Genomic DNA, 19,073 nt, shown 5'->3' on the forward strand with positions numbered 1-19,073 from the left:
CCGGGGACATCGCGCTCGACACCGGCTCACGTCGCCCCCGGGCGCTGCCGAAGCCACTCCTCGGCCACCGCCACGAACAAGTCGACGTTCTCTTCGACATCTTCCTGCAGATGCCGTCGCGCCGCCTCTTGCGCGATTGCATCGCCGGCCAGCCAGACTCGCTGCGCCTCATCGTCGGCAGGCGGCTCGGAGGCGCCCCAGGCCTGCGCGTAAAGGGCGAGCGCCTCATCGGCTGGCAAGTCGCCGCCAAGTATCCCAACACTCGACAGCAGACCTCGTCGATCACTGAGTTCGATGAAGACGCTGATCTCGTCGCCCAGTTGAACGATTGATGCGTCCAGTCCACCACCGGTCAGCACCTTCAGCAGATCCTCCGGCTCGGCCGTGCAGATCCAGTCGTCCGTCGCGCGGACCAGCCTTTCAGCGAGTTCGTCGTTAGTCATGGTCAGAAACAAGGACTCCGTTCTAGCCAGATCGGTACACCCACGCAAGTCTCTCAGATGGCCGGCATTCCGGGCCGAGTGGGGCGCGATAGATTCTGTGCGCCTAAGTGGCCCGTTGGGAAAGCGCATGGTGCCCTACCTTGCCTCTTGCCCGGAGCAGCAGCGTGACGGCGATCGTCATGTTCAGCAGGTTCCACGCGATGCCATTGACGAACGCGGCGTGATAGCTACCGGTGAGGTCGAAGACCTTGCCTGACATCCACCCTCCCAGCGCCATGCCCAGCAGCGTGCAGCCGATGATGGTGCCTACCCGGGCGCTGGCCTCGGCCGGCGGGAAATGCTCGCGCACGATGATGGCGTACGAAGGCACGATGCCCCCCTGGAAAAGACCGAACATCGCCGAGACCACGAACAGCGGCACCATCCCGTCGAAGGGCAGGAACAGGAACAGCGCGGCGCATTGCAGCACCGATCCGAGCAGCAGCGTGCGCAACCCGCCGATGCGATCGCAGATCGCGCCCGAGACCAGGCGGCTGACGATCCCGCAGGCCAGCATCAGCGACAGCATCTGCGCCCCGCGCGCGGCGCCATAACCGAGGTCGGTGCAATAGGCAACGATGTGCACTTGTGGCATCGACATGGCCACGCAGCAGGCCACGCCCGCCACGCACAGCAGCCCCTGCGCGGCGCCGAGGCTGAGGCCAAAGGGCCGCAGGGTCGACATCGCGACCGGACCGTCTGCCGCGGCATGCGGTGCAGCGGCCATGACCATTGCCGGCGGTCGTGCCCGCATGAAGAGCGCGAGCCCGGCCATTGCCAGGCCACAGAAAAGACCCAGGCCCAGATAGGTCGCGCGCCAGCCGGCCTGCTCCACGAACATCTGGACGATCGGCGGCCAGACCGCGCCCGCCACGTAGTTGCCGCTGGCGCACACTGCCACGGCCACGCCACGGCGCTTGACGAACCACAGTGAGGTGTCGGCCACGAGCGGCGCGAAGACGGCGCCGCTGCCCAGGCCGACGAGCGCGCCCTGGACCAGCGAGAACGCCAGGATGCCGGTGGCGAAACTGGAGGCGATGTAGCCGAGCCCCACGCACACGGCGCCGGCCAGCAGCGGCCACATCACGCCAAACCGGTCGGCCAGCTTGCCCATGACCACGCCGCCCAGGCCGAAGCCGATCATCAGCAGCGTGTAGGGCAGCGAGGCTTCGGCGCGCGCCACGCCGAAGTCGGCCTGCACTGCGGAGAGCACCACCGACACGACGTACATGCCGCTGCTGCCCACCGTCATGATCAGCAGCGTGACTGCCAGGCGCCACATCGCATAGCGCGAGTCGACCTGGTGCTGCAATGCACCGCTCATGACCATAACCCGCGCAAGTCGATCGCCAACATCGCCCCAGTATATGAACCACGTGGGCGCTGGCGTGTCGCCGACTACCGCGAGCATGAATCATGCGACCTGGCGGGCGGCCTCGTTGCCGTGTGAACGCGCGCGGTCCGGCATCGATTGGTGTGCCCCGCCGGCGCCGTTGGACCGCCTCAGGCTGCGGTCATCGGCTCGATGACGGCGCGCACCTCGGTGACCTTGCTCGCCGGGAAGCCGCTCAACTCGGCATGTTCGTACACCGACGACTCGTGATCGGCGAGGTAGACGCAGAAGGTCTTGTCTTCGACGACGTAAGACTGAACCCACTGCACCTTGCCCGCCAGCTTGGCCAGGGCCGCATTGGAGGTGGTCGAGGCCTCCTTGAGTTGCCGGCCATTCAACTGCCCCACGCCGGGCAGGTCGCGTTCGATCAGAAAGCGCTTCATGAATACTCCTTGAAGAAAGACCCACGGCAGTGAAAGACCCTGCGGTCGTGCCGTGGGGCAGGCGACCGTCGGCATGCGTTGACGCGCGTCGAGCTCCGTCTCCGCCTCTGTCCCATCTCGTCTGAGCAAAGGCGTCGCATGAGTCATCTTCATCGATCCCGGTAGATGGCTCAAATGCTTTGTGTTGCGCTCACTTGAATCATGTTCAAGCGTAAGATGCCAAGCCATGACCTTGTCGGCCACTCTGGTCCATCAGCTGCGCGCGTTCGAGGCGGTCGGACGGCACGGCAGCTTCAAGCGCGCAGCGGATGAACTGAGCGTCACACAGTCGGCCCTGAGCCATCAGGTCCGACATCTCGAGCAACACCTTGGCGTCGCGTTGCTGCTGCGACTGCACCGACGCATCGAGATGACGGACGAGGGTCGACAGCTGTGCGCGGATTGCACAGCGGGACTCCAGACGCTCGAGCGCGCCGTGCGGCAGCTCACGCACACCGATGCGGAAAGCACACTGACCGTCGGCGTGGCACCCTATTTTTCGGCACGATGGCTCACGCCCAGGCTGGGTCGCTGGTGGGCCCGGCATCCGAATATCGACCTGCAGCTCCGACACGCGTACCAGCCAGCGGACTTCCTGCATGACAAGGTCGACGCTGGCATCAGCTGGGGCCACGGCAACTGGGACGAAGCGGAAGTGAAGCCCGTGCTGACGGGCGAACTCGTCGCCGTCTGCAGTCCTGCCCTGAAGAGCCTGGACGCAGTGGCCAAGGACATCGGGACATTGACCCGTCAACGGCTGATGTGCGAGTTCGATCGGCGCCATTGGGAACTCTGGTTCCGCAATGCGGGCGTCGTGGTCAGCCGAAAGCTCGATGTCGTCGTATTCGACGACTCGCACGCGCTGCGCCGCGCCGCGCTGGAGGGCCATGGCGTCGCTCTCTTCTTCCGCGGACTGGTCCAGGAAGATCTCGCCTCAGGGCAGCTCGTGCAGATTCTCGATGTGCACATCGACCCCGGAAGCGCGTACTACTTTGTGCGCCCGAAAGGCAAGCCGATCGGCCCCAAGCTCGCCGCGTTCCAGCGATGGCTGATGGACGAGGTGCGGCGCGCGCCCTTTGCGTAGCTGCGAGAGTTTCGCTGCTGCCCGGCGACGGATCGGCGCAGGGGGTGGAGATCGAGTTGCAGCCCGGCTCCTGAGGGCACGCGTTTCCGAGCGCTTCGAAGATGCGCGATTCGTGCGTTGCCGACCCCCTCTTTTGGGGAATCGCGCGCCTTGGATGTGCGCTACAAACCGCCATCCGCTCCGTCAACGAGGTGCCTCATGCGCGCGCGGCGGCTGCATCCCACGGCCGATCGACGTCGTTGCGCTCCCGTGCCTGGAAGCTGAGCGGGACTCCATGACGCCTCGCAAACCGCAGCAAAAAAGCGAACGCACCGCGGAAGACTTTAGTACTATCAATGTTGTCATTTCGCTTGGCAACGAGATTCAATGACGCCCTCTGCCAGCGGAGGTACCCCTTGCGGCTCACGAAGAAATCGTTCCTGCTGGGCATCGCGATCCTGCTCGCGTCGTCGCTGGTCTGCGCGCAATCTTCCAGCGTCGTTGGCATCGTCGAAGGCAGCGCCACGCTGATCCGCCAGACCACGCGCTACGCGCTCGCCGAAGGCGTGGCGTTGAACGAGCAGGACATCATCGAGACAGCTCCCGGCGCTTTTGCCCAGATCGAACTTCCCGGGGGGGTGCTGGTCGGCATCGGTGAATCGACGCGGCTGATGTTGCGGCCTCGGGTCGGCAAGGGGCTGACGGCGCCGCCTCTGTATCTGCTCCAGGGCTGGCTCAAGACCAGCAGCAGCGGGGCCTTCGGCTTTGTGAGCCCGACGTTGGAGGTCGCGACGCAAGCCGCCACGACCGTGGCCTACACCAAGGGCGCGCAGTACGACGTGTTCGTCGAGACCGGCTCCGCCAAGCTGACGCAGCGCGATGGCGCCCAGACTGTCTCGCAACTGGCCAGCGGCGACTTCGCACAACGGCGCGAAGGCGGCACACCGACGGTTGCGCGGAGCGCCTCGCCCGAGTTCCTGGCCAAAGTGCCGCGCCAGTTCCGCGACCGGCTGCCGGCGCGCGGCGAGCGCTTCGCCAAGCGCAACGTTGCACCCAAGGCGCTCGGCGAGATCACCTACGCCGATGTGGCCGCCTGGCTGCGCACCGAGCCGGCGCTGCGTCTGCCGCTGCTGCCGTTGTGGCGGCCGCGCGCGGCGGCCGACTTGACCTTCCGGGCGGAGGCCAAGGCCAATCTGGCGCAGCACCCCGAATGGGAACAGTATGCGGACCCCGAGGGCTATGCGCGCCGCCTGGCCGCAGAGGCCGAGCGCCGGCGCGCGCGCGAGGCAGCGCGCCAGGCCGCCCGTGCCGCCGCCGCCGCTGCGGCCGCTGCCGCTGCCGCTTCCCCGAGCACCAGCGCGGGGTCGGGTAAACCATAGCAACCGTCGCGCGTCTCGCCGCAACTCAGCGACCAACGACAGCCTCGACTGGAGAACCTTCCATGCGCCTCTTGCTCAAGTTCAACCTGATCTTCCTGGTGGTCTTCGTTGCCGGAGTGCTTGGCGCCGGCAAGGTTTCCTATGACCTGCTGCAAAGCAACGCCAAGCAGGAGGTGCTCAACCATGCGCGCCTGACGATGGAAAAGGCCGTGGCGGTACGCACCTACACCAACGACCAGATCCGCCCGCTGCTCGAAACGCAGATGAAATACACCTTCCTGCCCCAGACGGTGCCGGCCTACTCCGCCACCGAAGTGCTGGCGACGCTGGCCAAGAGTTTCCCCGACTACACCTACAAGGAAGCGACGCTGAATCCGACCAATCCGCGCGACCGGGCCGTCGATTGGGAAGCCGACATCGTGAATCGCTTTCGCACCCAGGCCGACCAGAAGGAGTTCGTGGGCGAGCGCGAGTCGGGCACCGGTCGGGCGCTCTACGTCGCCCGCCCGCTGCGCATCACGAACGCCGCCTGCCTGGCATGCCACAGCACGGTCGAGGCGGCGCCCCGCACACTGATCGACAAGTACGGTTCGGCCAATGGGTTCGGCTGGCAACTGAACGAGGTGATCGGCGCGCAGGTGGTGTCGGTGCCCATGTCGGTGCCGCTGGCACGTGCCGACCAGGTTTTCAAGGTCTTCATGACTTCACTGATCGGCATCTTCGTGGCCATCGGCATCGTGTTGAACCTGATGCTCTATCTGCTCGTGATCCGACCCGTGACGGCGCTGTCGAAGCTCGCCAACCGTGTCAGCCTGGGCGAACTCGATGCACCGGCCTTCGCAACGCACGGGCGTGACGAGATCGGGACACTGGCCCAGTCGTTCGCGCGCATGCGCCACAGCCTCGATCACGCCATCAAGATGCTCGACGCCTGAGCCTCATCACGCCCATGCCCGCACCCACCCCGCTCTTTGTCGGTCCATACCCGATCCGCGGCGTGGTCGGCTCGGGCGCGATGGGCATGGTCTACCTGGCGCACGACCTGGCCATCGACCGTCCGGTGGCGATCAAGACAATCCACCGTCGCCTGCTCGAATCCAGCGAAGACGAACCGAGCGCGACGGCGCGCTTTCGCGTCGAAGCGAAGGCGGCCGGGCGGCTGACGCACCGCAACATCGTCTCGGTCTACCAGTTCGGCGAAGACAGCGACTGCGCCTACATCGTCATGGAGTACGTCGCCGGGCGAAACCTGCGCGACTACATCCAGGCACCGCGCAAGCTCGACGTTTCGCAGGTGCTGTGCCTGATGCTGCAACTGCTCGACGGCTTGCACTACGCCCACGAGCGCGGCATTGTGCACCGCGATATCAAGCCGGCGAATCTGCTGATTGCCGACGACGGGCGCCTCAAGATCACCGATTTCGGTATTGCGCGAACCGAGTCGTCGAACTTGACCCGCCGCAGTTCCGTCATCGGGTCACCCGGCTACATCGCCCCCGAGCAGTACACCGATCGCGAAGTCGACCGCCGCGTCGATGTGTTCTCGGCGGGCGTACTGCTCTATCAGATGCTGAGCGGGACGACGCCATTCGCCGGCACCGACGAGGCGATCATGTACAAGATCGTCTACGAGCCGCACAAGCCGCTGAGCGAGGTGACGAACGACACCGAGCTCGAGCCATTCGATGCGGTGCTCGATCGGGCCCTGGCGAAGGATCCGGCGCAGCGCTATGCGAGCGCCTTGGCGATGCGAACAGCGCTGCAGGCACTCGCCACGGAGGCGGTGCCCGATGTGCTTTCGGCCGACATGGTGCTCCCTCCGCGGCTCGAGGCCCTTGAGGCGAAGGCGGCGGCCGCGAAGGATCGTGACTCGCCCGGCCCCCCCAAGCCGCACGCGCCATCGGTCGTGTCCACACCTGGCTCGGCGTCGGCACCCTCGACGCCCTCGAAGTCGGTGCCCGGCACCGGCCCGCCGTCGGTCCCTGTGCCGACCGGCTGGGACACCGCGGCGCTGGCCGAGGTCGAACGCGAACTCGCCCAGCATGTCGGGCCGGTGGCTCGCGTCCTGGTGCGCCGCGCCGCGCGGGGGCTCACCTCGCTGGCGGCAGTGCGCCACGCCGTCGCCAGTTCGATCGTCGATTTCGAAGCGCGCGAGCGCTTCCTGGCCAAGGCCGGTGCGCCGCGCACTGCGACCGTGGCTACGGCAGCAGCCACCGACTTCCAGGCCACGCAACCCGAGGGCGAAGCGCCGGGCGGCATGCCGATGCGCGAGGGTGACATCGACAAGGCGGTCTCTGCACTGCTGTCCTCGCTGGGTCCGATTGCGCGGGTTGTCGCCAAGCGCTGCGCCGCGAAGTCGCAAACTCGCGAGCAGTTCGTCGCCCACGTGGTCGATCAGCTCACGCCAGGCATCGATGCCCGCCGGGTGCAGGCCGATCTCTGGCGTGCCCTGGGCTGAATTCGAGATCGCCGTGATCGCGCTGCGTATCACGCGCCGACCCGGCGCCACCGAACCCGACGCGACGGCGCTTGCGCTGCCGCCCGAAGGCCTCACGATCGGCCGCTCGGTCGATTGCGGGCTGGCTCTGGATGACCCGCTGCGCATGGTGTCGCGCCAGCATGCGCAAGTGATCGCAGTCGGCCAGGCCGCGCGCGTGCGCTGCATCAGCAGCAGCGCCCCCTTGTGGGTGAATGGCATGCAGCTCGACCCGGGCGGCGAACATGCCCTGCTGGTGGGCGACCGCTTGCGCATCGGCGGATTCGAACTTGCCGTCGAGCCCGCTGCGGCGACGTCGGCGCAGCGCTCGCGTCTGGATCGCTGGTTCGATCTGGACGAGGCGCCCGATCCGCTCGCTGCCGAATCGCCGCTGCCGGCGGTGGCACCTTCGTCCGAATCGGCGGCCACCAGCGCGGTGGTGTCCTGGCAGACGAGTCGGCATGTCGTGCGCACCGTCACGTCGTTGAAGCCGATGGCGCCCTCGATGCCACCGGCACCGTCGCCGTTGCAGGCGCCTGCACCTGAAGCGACACCTCGGTCACCGCCCGCCGCAGCCGGCGGAGCGACGTCGCCGGTGCCGGCTGCGGCGTCGGCAGCCGCCGCTCCAGCTGTCGTCTCGGCGGCCGCTCGCGGAGCACCGGCCGCGGACGGCATGTCGCCGGACCTGCTCGAGCTTGCGGCGGCATTCGGCCGCGGCGCCGGGCTTGGCGCCGAGGTCGCGCCGCTCACCCCGGCCTGGATGGAGCACCTCGGCGCGCTGCTGCGGGCGACGGCCGAAGGCACGCTGGCGCTGCTGCAAAGCCGCGCGGTCGCGAAGCGCCACATGCGCGCCGAGGGAACGCACATCGCTCCGCGCCAGAACAACCCCCTGAAGTTCTCGCCGGACGCGACCGAAGCGTTGACTCGGATGCTGCAGCGTGACGCGAGCCCCGGCTTCCTCGACCCCGTGGCGGCGTTGCACGACGCCCATCACGACCTGCTGGTCCATCAGGTGGCGATGGTGGCCGGCATGCGTGCGGCGGTGTTCGAGCTGTTCTCCCGACTGGGTCCCGAGGCCGCCGAGAACGGGGAGGGCCCGGCGCACGGTGTTTCACGCCTGCCCCTGATTCGCGCCGCGGCCCTCTGGCAGCGCCATCGCATGCAGCACGCCCAACTGCTCGAGCACCTGGACGACGACTTCCAGACCATCTTCGGACGTGAATTCCTGCGCGCCTACGAAGCCCAGTCGCGCCTCGGCGAGGACGCCAGCCCCGACGCGACGGAGGCGCCATGACCGGGCGTGCGTTGACCGTCTCGCTCGCCGCCTTGTCGCATACCGGTCGGCGCGCGTGCAACGAAGACGCCTTCGGCTATTGGCAGGGCGCCGATTGCCTGGTCGCCGCCCTGTGCGATGGCGCCGGCGGACATGGCGGCGGCCAGGCGGCGTCGCGCGCCGCGGTGACGCATGTGCTCGAAGCCTTCGCGCTCCATCCCGAGGTCAGCTTGAACGCGCTGCAGCGGCTTGTTCGAGGCGCGAACGACGCCGTCGTCGCGCAGCAGGTCGCCGGCACCCTGACTGCCGACATGCGCACCACCATCGTCGTGCTGCTGCTCGACCTCCACGGCGGGACTGCGCTCTGGGCCCATGCCGGCGACTCGCGCCTGTACCGCTGGCATGACGCCCGACTGCTAGGGCGCACGCGCGATCAAAGCCTCGAGCAGCACTTGCGCGACGCGGGCCTGCGTGCGAGCGCGGCCGCCGCGGGACAACTGACTTCGGCGCTGGGCTCGCCCGAAGGCTTTGACTTCGAGGTCCTTGAAACGCCGCAATTGCTCGCATCCGGCGATGCGCTGCTGCTGTGCAGCGACGGTCTGTGGTCGGCTTTCGACGATGCCGAGATGGCGCGCAGCGTGATCGGCTGCAGCGGGGTCCAGGCCTGGCTCGATCGCCTCGAAGCGGGCGTGCAGCGAGCCGATCGCAGCGACCAGGACAACTATTCCGCGCTCGGGATCTGGTGTGCGGCCGGTTGAATACCGAGCAATTCAGGCAGCAGCGCCGGCTCCGGTGGCCAGGCCGCAACTTTCGGAACGACATCGTGCGCCGCGCCGAGGGGCCACCAGAGGCTGGCCGGCGAAGCCGGCCACGCCTCGGCTGGCGAGAAGTCCTGCCCGGAGCGCGGCGGCAGGGCGGCGATCGCCGCCTCGAGCGCTTCGGGCCCTTCGGCCGCCGCGTCGAGCAGCGATGCGAGCCATGCGGCAATTTCGTCAGGTGGCGCCGGCGCGGTGATGCGTTCGGCCAGCGTCAGGGGAAAGGCGCGTCCGACGCGGTCGTGCGACGCCACGAGGATGCCGCACCAGGTCTCGCCGGGTGCCGCCAGCGCCAGATATCGCCACGGCGCGAAGGCGCCCAGGCGTTCACGCAGCGCGGCGCCGTCCAGCGTGGTCGCTGCGAGCGTCAGGCCGCGCTGCAGCCAACCATCCCACTCGCTGCGCCAGCGTGCCGGCAGGCCGCGGCCGACGAAGTCCCCGCGCGTGGGCAGCTTGCCGTACCAGGACACGCGACGCGACGGCAGCCTCACCATGTGGATCTCGGGCAACGAAAACGTGCCAGCTCCCGGAGGGTCCAGATGTCGGCGTCTGACGCCCCGGATGCGCTCGCCTCGACATCGAGGGTGCGCGTGTCGACGGCAAGGGCCAGCCGCGCCGGCGCGCCCCGTTCCCCCTTCCAGTCGGCGCGCAGCAGCACCCGCAGCCAGGCGAACGGACCTTCATGGATTTCGGCGCCGACGCCGGAAGGGCCGGGCGGCAAGATACGTATCAGCACCTTCTGCGTCGTCGCCGGTCCCGGCCAAGCCAGTTCCTTGGAACGCGGCGGGCCGTTTTCGAAGCGCAGCAGCTGACCATCGACATCGATGCTGAACTGCAGCAGTTCGGGATCCATGCGCTTCGGCGTGAGGCGCAGGTTCAGCTCGGGCAGCGGTGCACCCCCGGGGAAGAACAGGGTGCCGATCGCCGCCGCCTGCTCGAATACGGCGGGAATGTTCGGGTCGGCAGGGGCGCTGCGCGCCTTCCACGGCCTGATCGACATGTCGACCCGTTCGGTCAGCTGACTGCGCCGGAACTCGTCGAACAGGCCACCGGGTCCGAACAGGCGCGCGAAGTCGGACGGCGCCATGTCGCGCGACGCGGTGGCGCCGAACGGGAAGCGCTCGCGCGTCAACGCGCTGCAGGTCTGCGCGAGTTCTGCCAGCGCGGTGTCGAAACCCGGCTTGGCGCCGCCGCGCGAGCGCATCAAGGTCCCCAGGCCGATGTAGACCTTGCGCAGTGCGGCCGGCGCGCGCGTCGCCTCGGCGCGCAAGGTCGCATCGAGCTCGGCATTGGCGCTCTCGTCGCGCTGGCTGGCGGCCAACGCGTGAAGGCGGTCGAGCGCTTGCGGTCCGGCACCTGCCGCATAGTCGCCCAGGGCGCCGAAGCGTGCCCGCAGCGTGCCATCGAAAGCACTCTCGGCCACGCTGCCGCCCTGCGGGATCGCGCTGAACTCGTCGGCCAGGCGCGTGAGGAGGCGGCGCAGCGGCGAATCGGGCGCCGTGAGTTCGCTGGCCTGGCGGGAGGCGCCATCCGCATCGGTGCCGGGCGCCAGGGCAAGGGCATCGAGTTGGCGCGACCAGGCATCGATCACGCGCTGGGCATGGCGCTTGCCGACCTGCGTGGCGGTTTCGTCGCGCCAGGCGCGGTCTTCCTGCAGGCGCCGCACATCGCTGCCGGCATCGCCGAGCACCCACTCTGCCTCGTTCGCGAGCTCATCGAACGTCGCTTCGAGCGCCGGTACGAGATTGCGCCGCCAGTCACCTGCGCTCGAATGTGCCGGCATCGGCCCGGCGCCCGACGCTGCGAACACGAGTGCGCTGGCCGCGCCGAGGCGCGTCGGCAGATCCTGCGCCGGCCCGGCGTCGGCAACGCGTCGCAGCAGGTGCTCGTGCACGCGTTGCGCCAGCGGCAGCTCCGCGAGGGCCCTGCGCGCCGCCTGCACCCCTGCCTCGTCGGAGCGCATCGCCTCGGGCAGCCCGCTGCGCTCGAGCAGGGTCTCGGCGTGGCGCGCCCACTCGGCGCGTTCGCCGGCGCCGCCTGCCTGTCCCAGCGTCTGCGCGGCCCAGCGCCGCAAGTCGCCGCGCACGAGCCGCGCCGGGGTGGCGAGCATTAATGAAGCGCGCAGCGCCTCGTAGCGCGTCGCGCTGTTCTCGGCTTCGCGCAGGTCACGGCGCAGCCGGTCGATGAGCAGCGGCGCCAAGCTGCGATCGAGCATCTCGCGGTAGGCCTGCTCGGCCGAGCGCGCGAGCCGTGGCCCTTGGAACAGTCCGAAGCCGAAGCCCGCGGGCGGTTCATTCGGATCGACGCCATCGTTGGCGGCCAGGCGCTCAAGCAGCGAATACAGCGGCAGCACCTGCTCGAGGCTCGCCGATTCCAGCGAGCCGATGCGCTGGGTCAACTGCTCGACGCGCGTGCGCACGTTGTCGACGTACTCGAGGTTGCGCCGATAGCTCTGCCACCACAGGACAGAGGCAGCGAGCAGCGCAGCGCCGGCAAAGCCGGCGCCGAACATCGCGGCCCGCCGACGCACACGCAGCCGCTGGAGACGCTGGCCTGCCAGCGGCGCTTCGGCGATCACCAGCCGTTTCAGCAGCGCGTTCAGGAAGAACGATTTGCCGCCGGCATCGGGTCGCGCCAGCGGCTTCAGTGTCAAGCCGTGGCTGCGTGCGAGTTCGCCGATCACCCGGTCGATCGGATTGCCCTCCTGGGTGCCGCTGGTCAGAGCGATCGAGCGCAGGCGCTGCGGTGGTTCGGCAGCAATGCCGGCGAAGGCCTTGCGCACGAATCCTTCGAGGGGTGCGAGCAGGGCTTCGACCTGTGCCGCGAACGTGTAGATGGGCAGGCGGCGCTGCGGCGTGTGTTCCTGCTGCAGGGCCTCGGGGCTGCGCCGCGCCAGGCGTTGCGCGAGGTCGGCCAGGCGAGGCCTGAGGTCGGCCGGGATGCCGGTGAGGTCGGGGTCGAACACCAGGCCCCAGAGCAGTTCGCGTTGCGCCGCGTCGAGATCGCCGAAAGTTTCGACGAAGCCGGCGAGCAGATCCGCCTTGGTCACCAGCAGGTAGACGGGAAAGGCGAGATCGAGTTCGTGCCGCAGTTCGTCCAGGCGCGCCGCGACCGCCGCCGCCTGGCGCGCGAGTTCGGCTCCGCCTTGCAGCAGGTCGGACACGCTGACGCTGACGATCACGCCATTGATGGGCTGCACGGGTCGGTGCCGGCGCAGCAGCGCGAGGAACTGCTGCCATTCCCGGGCGTCGGCCGCGGCGTCACTGTCCTGCGTCGTGTAGCGTCCCGCAGTGTCGACGAACACGGCGTCCTGGCTGAACCACCAGTCGCATTGACGCGTGCCGCCGGTGCCCGCGAGCGGGTCCCGCCCGAGCCGTTCGGCGAGCGGAAAGCGCAGACCCGAATGCAACAGCGCGGTGGTCTTGCCGCCGCCGGGCGCGCCGATGATCAGGTACCAGGGCAGCTGCTGCACCTGTCGGCGGCTCTGCCACCAGCGTCGAGTGCCGCCCTCCGCCTCGATGCCCTGGCGCAGCATCGCGAGCGCCTGGCGGAAGCGCTGGCTCAGCTCGGGCCCGGCATCGCCCGATGCAAGGCCCTTCAGCAGGCGATCGTTGCGCCGCCGGGCCAGCAGCGTCCGCAGGCCACGCAGGCCAAGCAACAGGCACAGGACCAGCGCCAGCAGAACGACGCGTGCGCGCACGCCGTCGAAGGGATGCCAGGTGCCGAAGGCGAGCAGGGGGGCCGCGAACCACAGCAGAGCCCCGGCCGCGCCGAAGTTCACGGCGTTTTGCACGAAGCGGGTCGGCGCCTTCATTCCGGGAACAGGACGATCTCGACCCGGCGCAACGGCTTGCCGCCCGTGGCGTCGACGCGGGCCTCGACCGCGAGCCGCGCGTCGCCGAGTTGCGGCCGCAAGACGTCGGCCGCGCCGCGCGCCCATTCCATCGCCTGGTGCCAGGCCGAGGGCGTGCGGGCCGTCGGCGGGTCGCTGCCATCCGTGTAGCCGACGACAAGGACCTTGCCCGGCTGCTTCGTCAGCGCTGCGCCGAGGCGCGTCAGCGGCCCGCTGCCGTCGCCCAGCGCGTCGGCACCGATCACGGCCACGCTGCGCAGCGCCTCGTCGCGCACCGACAAGCGGCCGGCGTCGATGTCGTCGCGCAGCCTCGAGGCCAACCGCGGCGGCGCCGCCGGGGTGCCCACCGCGGGTACCGCCACGGCGGTGCTTGCGGGCACGAGTTTCTGCAAGGACGCCAGCACGCCGTCGACGCGCGCCGCAAGCTGTAGCTGGCTGGCGCTGTAGATTCCCAGGGCGAGAACGCCCAGCAGCAGCACCGCCGGCAGCGCGACGCGTGGCGCCCGTGGCGGGCTGGCGGCGGCCGCCGCGCACTGCCAGGGAGGGACCAAGGCCGGAGCCGGCGAGACCTGTTGCAGCGCGAGGTGCACACGCGAGCGCAGCGTTTCGTGGTCGCGGTTGTCGAGGACCATGCGCGCGCGCAGCCCGAGGCTCAGGCAGGTGTGGAAGAGCTCGAGCAGCGCGCGGTGCTCGCGCGGCTTTTCGGCGAGCCGCGTCAGCAGGCGCAACAGCTTGTCGGCGCCGTTGGCTTCGCCGTGAAAGCGCTGCAGCAGTTGTGCGCCTCCCGCACCCCAGGGCGCCGCGCCGAACTGCTCGTCGCCCCAGGCGCAGAGCACGTAGCTCGCGGCCGCGACACTGGCCTCGTCCACGCCCGCGGCACGTGCAGCCGCTTCGAAACGGTTGACCGAGGCAGCCAGCGTGTGGCGCAGCGCGGCCGGATCGGCGGGCGTCGCTTCCCGCAGGCCGGCCATCAATGCGACCAGCGGGAGCGCCTGCGCGCGCAGCGCACGCGCGGCCGCCGGCTCGTCGACGCCGTCGGATTCGCCGAGCGCCGGCGATGCGGGTGCGGTGCCGGGCCGCTTCATTTCGCCCACCCCATTTGCAGCTGGCGCGCTTGCGCGTCGACGCGCGCGCGCGGCGCCAGCGGGCCGACGGGCAAGGGCAGGATGGCACGCCACTGCGAGTGCTCGATTTCCCGGAACGCACCGAACACGGCGACGGCGCGCGCATCGCCGCTGAGCTCGAGCGCCAACTCGCGCGCCTCGCCAGGGCGCAGGTGCAGGCTCTCGCGCACCAGGACATTCGACCCGAGGGTCGCCTCGTCATCGTCGTAGAGGCTGTCGAAACTTGCCTTCTCGAATCCGCCCGCATCGCGCAGCACATACACCCGCAGCGCCAGGGAGGCCGACGCGTTGTGTGCATCGGTGTTCAAGCTGCGTTGCGCCTGCACGAGCAGCTGCAGGTTGCGCTTGGGGGCGGCCAGTACCGGCGCGGCACCGGGGTTGAACATGAAGTTCACGACCATCGAGGTGTTGACCCAGGGGATCTGGCGCTGCGCGGTGTCGCGCAGCACCTTGATGCGCACCGCCTTCATCATCTCCTCGACTTCGACGCCCGTCGCGCGCAGCTCGGTGGCCAGGTGCCGCGTGTAGATGCTGTTGCCGCCGATCGGGCCGTCCTCGGCGACCCCACCGGGGGCTGCGGAGAACGCAATGAGGGCACCCGGGGCCGCCATCTCGGCCAGCCCGTTGGCATTGCGCGATCGCCTGCGCGCCGCAAAGGGGTCGTTGCGGCAGGCGTCGATGATGAAGATGCGCGCGCGGGGGCGCACCCGGTCGACATGCGAGAGCAGCGCTTGCTGCACGTCGATGGCTTCGTCGCGCACTTCGGCCTCGTCGCGCAGCGCGATGTCGACAGGCAGCAGGTAGTTGCGCCCGCCGATCTGCACGCCGTGGCCTGCGTAGTAGAAGACCGAGGCGACCTGGTCGTCGTCCATGCGGCGAGCGAATTCCCGCAGCACGCGCTTGAAGTCGCGGGCGTTGAGATTGAGGTGCTCTCCCACTTCGAAGTCGAGGGTGCGCAAGGTCTGCGCGATCAGGCGGGCATCGTGCTCGGGATTGTTCAGTGGAATGTCGGGGTATCGCCCATTGCCGATCACGAGTGCGACGCGGCGTTGCCTCGTTGCTTCGACCTTGCCTTGCGCCTGAGCGCGGCAGACCCCGTTCCACCACACAGGCAGCAGGCCGAGGCAAGCGAGCAGGCGACGGCGACTCATGCGGGCAACCAAGGTGCGGCAAAAGGACGGATGCTGCAGACAGGCATGGCGGGAGATGCCGGGTTCCACACCGTGTGAAGCGCGACACTGGCGATCGAATCCATTCTCGGCGCTGCGCCGCGGCGGCACAAGGGAGTGAGCGCCCCTCGGGGCGCGGCCATGGTGCCGCCCCGGGGGCGCGAGAGCGGGTCGGTTCAGGCGCCGCGGAACTGCACGCGGCGGTTCACGGCGGCGTTCGGATCGGCGTCTTCGACCGGCCGGCCTTCGCCGTAGCCCACCGTCCTCAGTCGTGCGGCGTCGATGCCGTGGTGCTGCACCAGATAGTCACGCACTGCACGGGCGCGGCCTCGCGAGAGCTCGAGGTTGTAGGCATCGCTGCCGACGGCGTCGGTGTGGCCTTCGACCGTGACGATGCTTCTCGGCCCAAGCAGCTTGATTCCTTCGGCCAGGGCGTCGAGCTGGGCCCGTGCCGCCGGAAGGATGTCGACGGAGTCGAAGGCGAAGCGCACCGGCAGGGACAGCGCCGCGGCGTCGGCGTTGGAGCCGCCCGGCGCAACAGGGGCAGAAACCGGGACACGTGCCGAGGTCTTTGCCAGGGCGACTGCCGCTGCTGCGATGAACTTCGCAGGCGGTGCGGGCTCATCGTCGAGCAGGCGGATCGAGCGGGTCTTGCCGAGCACCTCCGCCACGTCCTGCGGGTTCACGAGCTGGCCTTCACGGTACATGACGACCTTCTCGGCCTTCGCCAGCGGGGGGACCAGGGCAGCGGTGAGGGCGAGGGCGAGAGTGCTGAGGTAGCGGATCATTTCGGGCTCCTTGGGCATGGGGTTCGTCGATGCCCATGGGTTGCGCGCACCGCCGGCCCGGTTCAATCTTTCTCGATGGTGCCGATGCCGCGGATGGAGCGGGTCACGGCCGGGTCGCCCTGATAGCGCACATGGCCGATACCGCCGATGCGTACCGCCAGCGTGCTGCTGGCGGCCAGCCGCACTTCGCCGTTGCCATCGATCGCGACTTCGGCGCGCTCGCTGGCGAGCCTGGGTGCCAGATAGCTGCCCGTGCCGGTAATGGCGAGTTGCTGCGCCACGACCTTGCCGCCGTCCACTGCGACGTCGCCGGCGCCGGTGATCCGCACGTCGAGGCTGCGTGCGTTGTCCAGGCGGTCGAGGCGGATGGAGCCGCCGCCCGCCAGCACCAGCACGAGCGCGTCGCTGCGCAGCGCTGCGATGCTGATCGTGCCGGCCGTGCGCGACTCGAAGGCGCGCAGCGTTCGCACGCCGAGCTTCATCCGGATCGGCTGCTTCGTCTCGACCCGGCCGGGCGCAAGGCCGATGAGCAGGCGCCGATCGTGGACCTCGGTCGTGATCTTGCGCAGCACCGCAGGCTCCGCCTCCAGGGTCAGCGACTCGCGCGGGCCCTGTTCGATGCGGACGTCGCCGGCGACGGCAAACACGACCTCGTCGAAGTCGGCGACGCTGCGGGTTTCGGTGGCTGCCTGTGCGGGCCCCGAAGGGGTCGCGGCAAGCAACGCAGCGCAGCCGGCGGCAAGGGCCGCAGCCCGGAGCGACGGCGGTTGCGGGAAGGCTTGGGTGAACCAGTTCATGACGGGGCTCCGGGTTGCGGCGGAATTGGTCTCAGCGCGGCAGCCAGAGGGCGGGCGGGGGCGGGTAAGGGCGCGCCATGCAGGTGGTTCCGCCGGGATCGGCGGTGACGATCAGGGCCCCGCCACGACGGTCGGTCGCCACCATCCTTGCGCCCTGCCGTGCTTCGGCGCTCAGCGTGACCGGACCTTCCTCGAACAGCAGTCGGCCGTACTGCCAGCAGCGGAGCTGGTAGGTGGCGGGTGCCTTCCCGCCCGTTGCCGGCGGCGTTGGCGCGACCTGGGATGCGACACGGTCGTCGCCACCGATGATTGCCGCGACAGCTGCGGTCGCGCCGCGGGGCCACTGCAGAACGATGCCGGTCACGGCGACGACGGCCACCAGGGAAAGCGCTGCCAGGCGGGCGCCGCGCCGTGCCTGACGATCAGAGAGGAAGTCACTTGGCTTGTACATGGAAGTTCTCCTGGGCGAAAGTGCCGCCGCTGGCTTTGCCGAAGGCGGCGCTGATCATCTCGAGCGTGGCGCCGGGCAGGGGTTCGAAGTCGATGCCGACCACCGCCTGGGGCAGCGAGGACATCACGTCGCGCGGCGTTGCGAAGCAGGTCACTGTCTCGGGCACGCCCTTCGCATTCATCGAGAGCTGGAAGCGCATCGAGCCGGGCAATGTCAGAGGCTTCGCCGAAGCGATGCGTGAGTCCCGCGTGAACCGGTTGGGGAAGAAGCGGATGACCTTGGCCTCCTCGTCCCGCAGGTAGCAGTAGACGTGGGCGTCCTGCGACGGCGCCAGGGAGAGGCTGATCGACTCCCCGCGGGCAAACCGCGTCTGCTGGTTCGGGGCCGAGACGGACAGCTTCAGGGGCGTCGCCGTGGGTGCAGGGGCCGTCGTCGGTGCGGTGGCTCCAGCTGTCCGTGATCCGGGCGTCGAGGCAGGCGTGCCGGGCGTTCCAGGGGCCACGTAGCGTGCCGGTTGCGCCGGGCGCTGGATCTTGCTGTGGTCTGCGGCGAGGAAGGCGCTGAAGAACTTGTCGTCGAGCACCGCCGCGCGGCTCAGGCCGAGCTGCTCGCGATAGTTGGAGATCGCCTCGTCGATGGCAGGATTGAATTCCCCGTCGATCGGCCCGTCGTAGAACCCGCGGTGGCGCAGCTGGTTCTGGAAGTAGGCGATCAGCTCGATGCGCGTCGAAGCCATCGCGCTGTACCAATCCAGCATCTCGAGACGCGTTTCCTCGTTTGCCTTCGGGTCGGTGACGCCCAGGCAGGACCAGTAGGGGGTCTTCGTCAGCTTGCCGATGAGCTCCACCACTGCCAGTTCGACCAGGCCGCGCAACGCCTGCGACTGGCCTTCCGAACGTGCCAGGTTCATGCTGTAGCTGATGCCGAACTTTTTGTACGCGGCGTCGCCGTCGATGCCCTTGCCCTGCTTCATGATCACCACGGCATTGCGTGACGTGACACCCGGCAGCACCCCCATGTCGCTGGTCGACAGCACGTTCAGGTCGAGCGCCAGCATGCTGGTGGACGCGTCTTTTGCAGCGCCAAGGTTGAGGTACGGGAAGTAGCCGATGCCGAAGTCTTTCTGGTTCTTGATCAGGTTCTCGTCGAACTGCGAGACGGAACCCTTGATGTCGTAGCGCGGAATCGCCTGGTAGACCGCCGTGGTCTGCGCGGCCGACAGGAAGCTGACCACGTTCAATGTGTCCTTGCCGAACGCGACCAGGCGCACCGCGCGGCTGCGCCGCGACATGTCCGACACCGCCGAGATCAGCATGTCACGCGTTCCGGCGTTCAGCTTCTTGGTTTCGTCGGTGATTTCCTCGGTCAGCATCGTGACGTCGCGCACGCCGAAGTCGAGCATCAGCGTGTCCATGCAGCGCAGCGACTGCGAAAAGCCCGTGATCGAGCGCTGAGGGCGTTGCTCGGGGCCGACGCGGATCTCGGCGGTCTGTTCGAGGGTTGGCTGCTTGACCTCGAGCGCCTGGCAGCCTGCGAGTGCTGCGATTGCGCCAATCGCCAGGAAGCGCACGATGCGGGGCGGTTTCAT

17 protein-coding genes are annotated in these 19,073 nt (G+C 68.9%); 6 read left to right on the top strand and 11 right to left on the bottom strand.

Annotation, left to right across the window (positions count from 1 at the left end):
• Positions 1–26: 26 nt before the first annotated feature.
• The 3 genes from QTH97_RS24240 to QTH97_RS24250 form a co-directional block, all read right to left on the bottom strand.
• Entirely contained in the window at positions 27–455 is a 429-nt protein-coding gene (locus QTH97_RS24240; protein WP_286571042.1) for a hypothetical protein, read from the bottom strand.
• A gap of 91 nt (positions 456–546) precedes the next feature.
• Positions 547–1,812 (bottom strand): MFS transporter, encoded by a 1,266-nt coding sequence (locus QTH97_RS24245; protein WP_444813466.1) that lies wholly within the window; start codon positions 1,810–1,812, stop codon positions 547–549.
• 173 nt (positions 1,813–1,985) lie between these two features.
• Positions 1,986–2,258, bottom strand: coding sequence for a DUF4242 domain-containing protein (locus tag QTH97_RS24250; protein ID WP_286571044.1), 273 nt, complete (start codon positions 2,256–2,258; stop codon positions 1,986–1,988).
• Positions 2,259–2,484: 226 nt separating this feature from the next.
• Here QTH97_RS24250 and QTH97_RS24255 point away from each other — a divergent pair, with 226 nt between their 5' ends.
• The 6 genes from QTH97_RS24255 to QTH97_RS24280 all read left to right on the top strand — a co-directional run bounded on the left by QTH97_RS24255 (position 2,485) and on the right by QTH97_RS24280 (position 9,246).
• Positions 2,485–3,381 (top strand): LysR substrate-binding domain-containing protein, encoded by an 897-nt coding sequence (locus QTH97_RS24255; RefSeq protein WP_286571045.1) that lies wholly within the window; start codon positions 2,485–2,487, stop codon positions 3,379–3,381.
• 395 nt (positions 3,382–3,776) lie between these two features.
• A complete protein-coding gene (locus tag QTH97_RS24260) occupies positions 3,777–4,739 on the top strand; it encodes a FecR family protein (protein WP_286571046.1) in 963 nt (320 codons plus the stop codon).
• 62 nt (positions 4,740–4,801) lie between these two features.
• A complete protein-coding gene (locus QTH97_RS24265; RefSeq protein ID WP_286571047.1) occupies positions 4,802–5,674 on the top strand; it encodes a Tll0287-like domain-containing protein in 873 nt (290 codons plus the stop codon).
• A gap of 14 nt (positions 5,675–5,688) precedes the next feature.
• Positions 5,689–7,197, top strand: a complete 1,509-nt coding sequence (locus QTH97_RS24270) for a serine/threonine-protein kinase (protein WP_286571048.1) — start codon at positions 5,689–5,691, stop codon at positions 7,195–7,197.
• Complete coding sequence (gene tagH, locus QTH97_RS24275) at positions 7,184–8,509, top strand: type VI secretion system-associated FHA domain protein TagH (protein WP_286571049.1); 1,326 nt, start codon at positions 7,184–7,186, stop codon at positions 8,507–8,509. Before QTH97_RS24270 ends, tagH begins: the two co-directional genes overlap by 14 nt.
• Positions 8,506–9,246, top strand: coding sequence for a PP2C family protein-serine/threonine phosphatase (locus tag QTH97_RS24280; RefSeq protein ID WP_286571050.1), 741 nt, complete (start codon positions 8,506–8,508; stop codon positions 9,244–9,246). The genes tagH and QTH97_RS24280 overlap by 4 nt, the downstream gene beginning before the upstream one ends.
• Here QTH97_RS24280 and tagF read toward each other — a convergent pair.
• The 8 genes from tagF to QTH97_RS24320 all read right to left on the bottom strand — a co-directional run bounded on the left by tagF (position 9,210) and on the right by QTH97_RS24320 (position 19,073).
• Positions 9,210–9,797: a type VI secretion system-associated protein TagF gene (tagF, locus tag QTH97_RS24285; protein WP_286571051.1), complete on the bottom strand. Its 588-nt coding sequence runs from the start codon at positions 9,795–9,797 to the stop codon at positions 9,210–9,212. The two genes, QTH97_RS24280 and tagF, sit on opposite strands and share 37 nt — an antisense overlap.
• Positions 9,791–13,117 carry a type VI secretion system membrane subunit TssM gene (gene tssM / locus QTH97_RS24290; protein ID WP_286571052.1) on the bottom strand — a complete coding sequence of 1,109 codons (3,327 nt, stop codon included), beginning with the start codon at positions 13,115–13,117 and terminating at the stop codon, positions 9,791–9,793. The genes tagF and tssM overlap by 7 nt, the downstream gene beginning before the upstream one ends.
• Positions 13,114–14,241 (bottom strand): DotU/TssL family secretion system protein, encoded by a 1,128-nt coding sequence (locus QTH97_RS24295; RefSeq protein WP_286571053.1) that lies wholly within the window; start codon positions 14,239–14,241, stop codon positions 13,114–13,116. Before QTH97_RS24295 ends, tssM begins: the two co-directional genes overlap by 4 nt.
• Positions 14,238–15,431 carry a type VI secretion system lipoprotein TssJ gene (gene tssJ, locus QTH97_RS24300; protein ID WP_286571054.1) on the bottom strand — a complete coding sequence of 398 codons (1,194 nt, stop codon included), beginning with the start codon at positions 15,429–15,431 and terminating at the stop codon, positions 14,238–14,240. The genes QTH97_RS24295 and tssJ overlap by 4 nt, the downstream gene beginning before the upstream one ends.
• A 194-nt stretch (positions 15,432–15,625) precedes the next feature.
• On the bottom strand, positions 15,626–16,237 hold the full coding sequence (locus tag QTH97_RS24305; RefSeq protein WP_286571055.1) for an OmpA family protein: 612 nt from the start codon (positions 16,235–16,237) through the stop codon (positions 15,626–15,628).
• Between the two features lie 62 nt (positions 16,238–16,299).
• Complete coding sequence (locus tag QTH97_RS24310; RefSeq protein WP_286571056.1) at positions 16,300–17,034, bottom strand: head GIN domain-containing protein; 735 nt, start codon at positions 17,032–17,034, stop codon at positions 16,300–16,302.
• A 31-nt stretch (positions 17,035–17,065) separates the two neighbouring features.
• The gene (locus tag QTH97_RS24315; RefSeq protein ID WP_286571057.1) at positions 17,066–17,485 is read right to left on the bottom strand and encodes a hypothetical protein; all 420 of its coding nucleotides are present in this window, start codon (positions 17,483–17,485) and stop codon (positions 17,066–17,068) included.
• The gene (locus tag QTH97_RS24320) at positions 17,469–19,073 is read right to left on the bottom strand and encodes a DUF4384 domain-containing protein (RefSeq protein WP_286571058.1); all 1,605 of its coding nucleotides are present in this window, start codon (positions 19,071–19,073) and stop codon (positions 17,469–17,471) included. Before QTH97_RS24320 ends, QTH97_RS24315 begins: the two co-directional genes overlap by 17 nt.

Source organism: Variovorax gracilis (genome assembly GCF_030317115.1).
Taxonomy (GTDB): domain Bacteria; phylum Pseudomonadota; class Gammaproteobacteria; order Burkholderiales; family Burkholderiaceae_C; genus Variovorax; species Variovorax gracilis.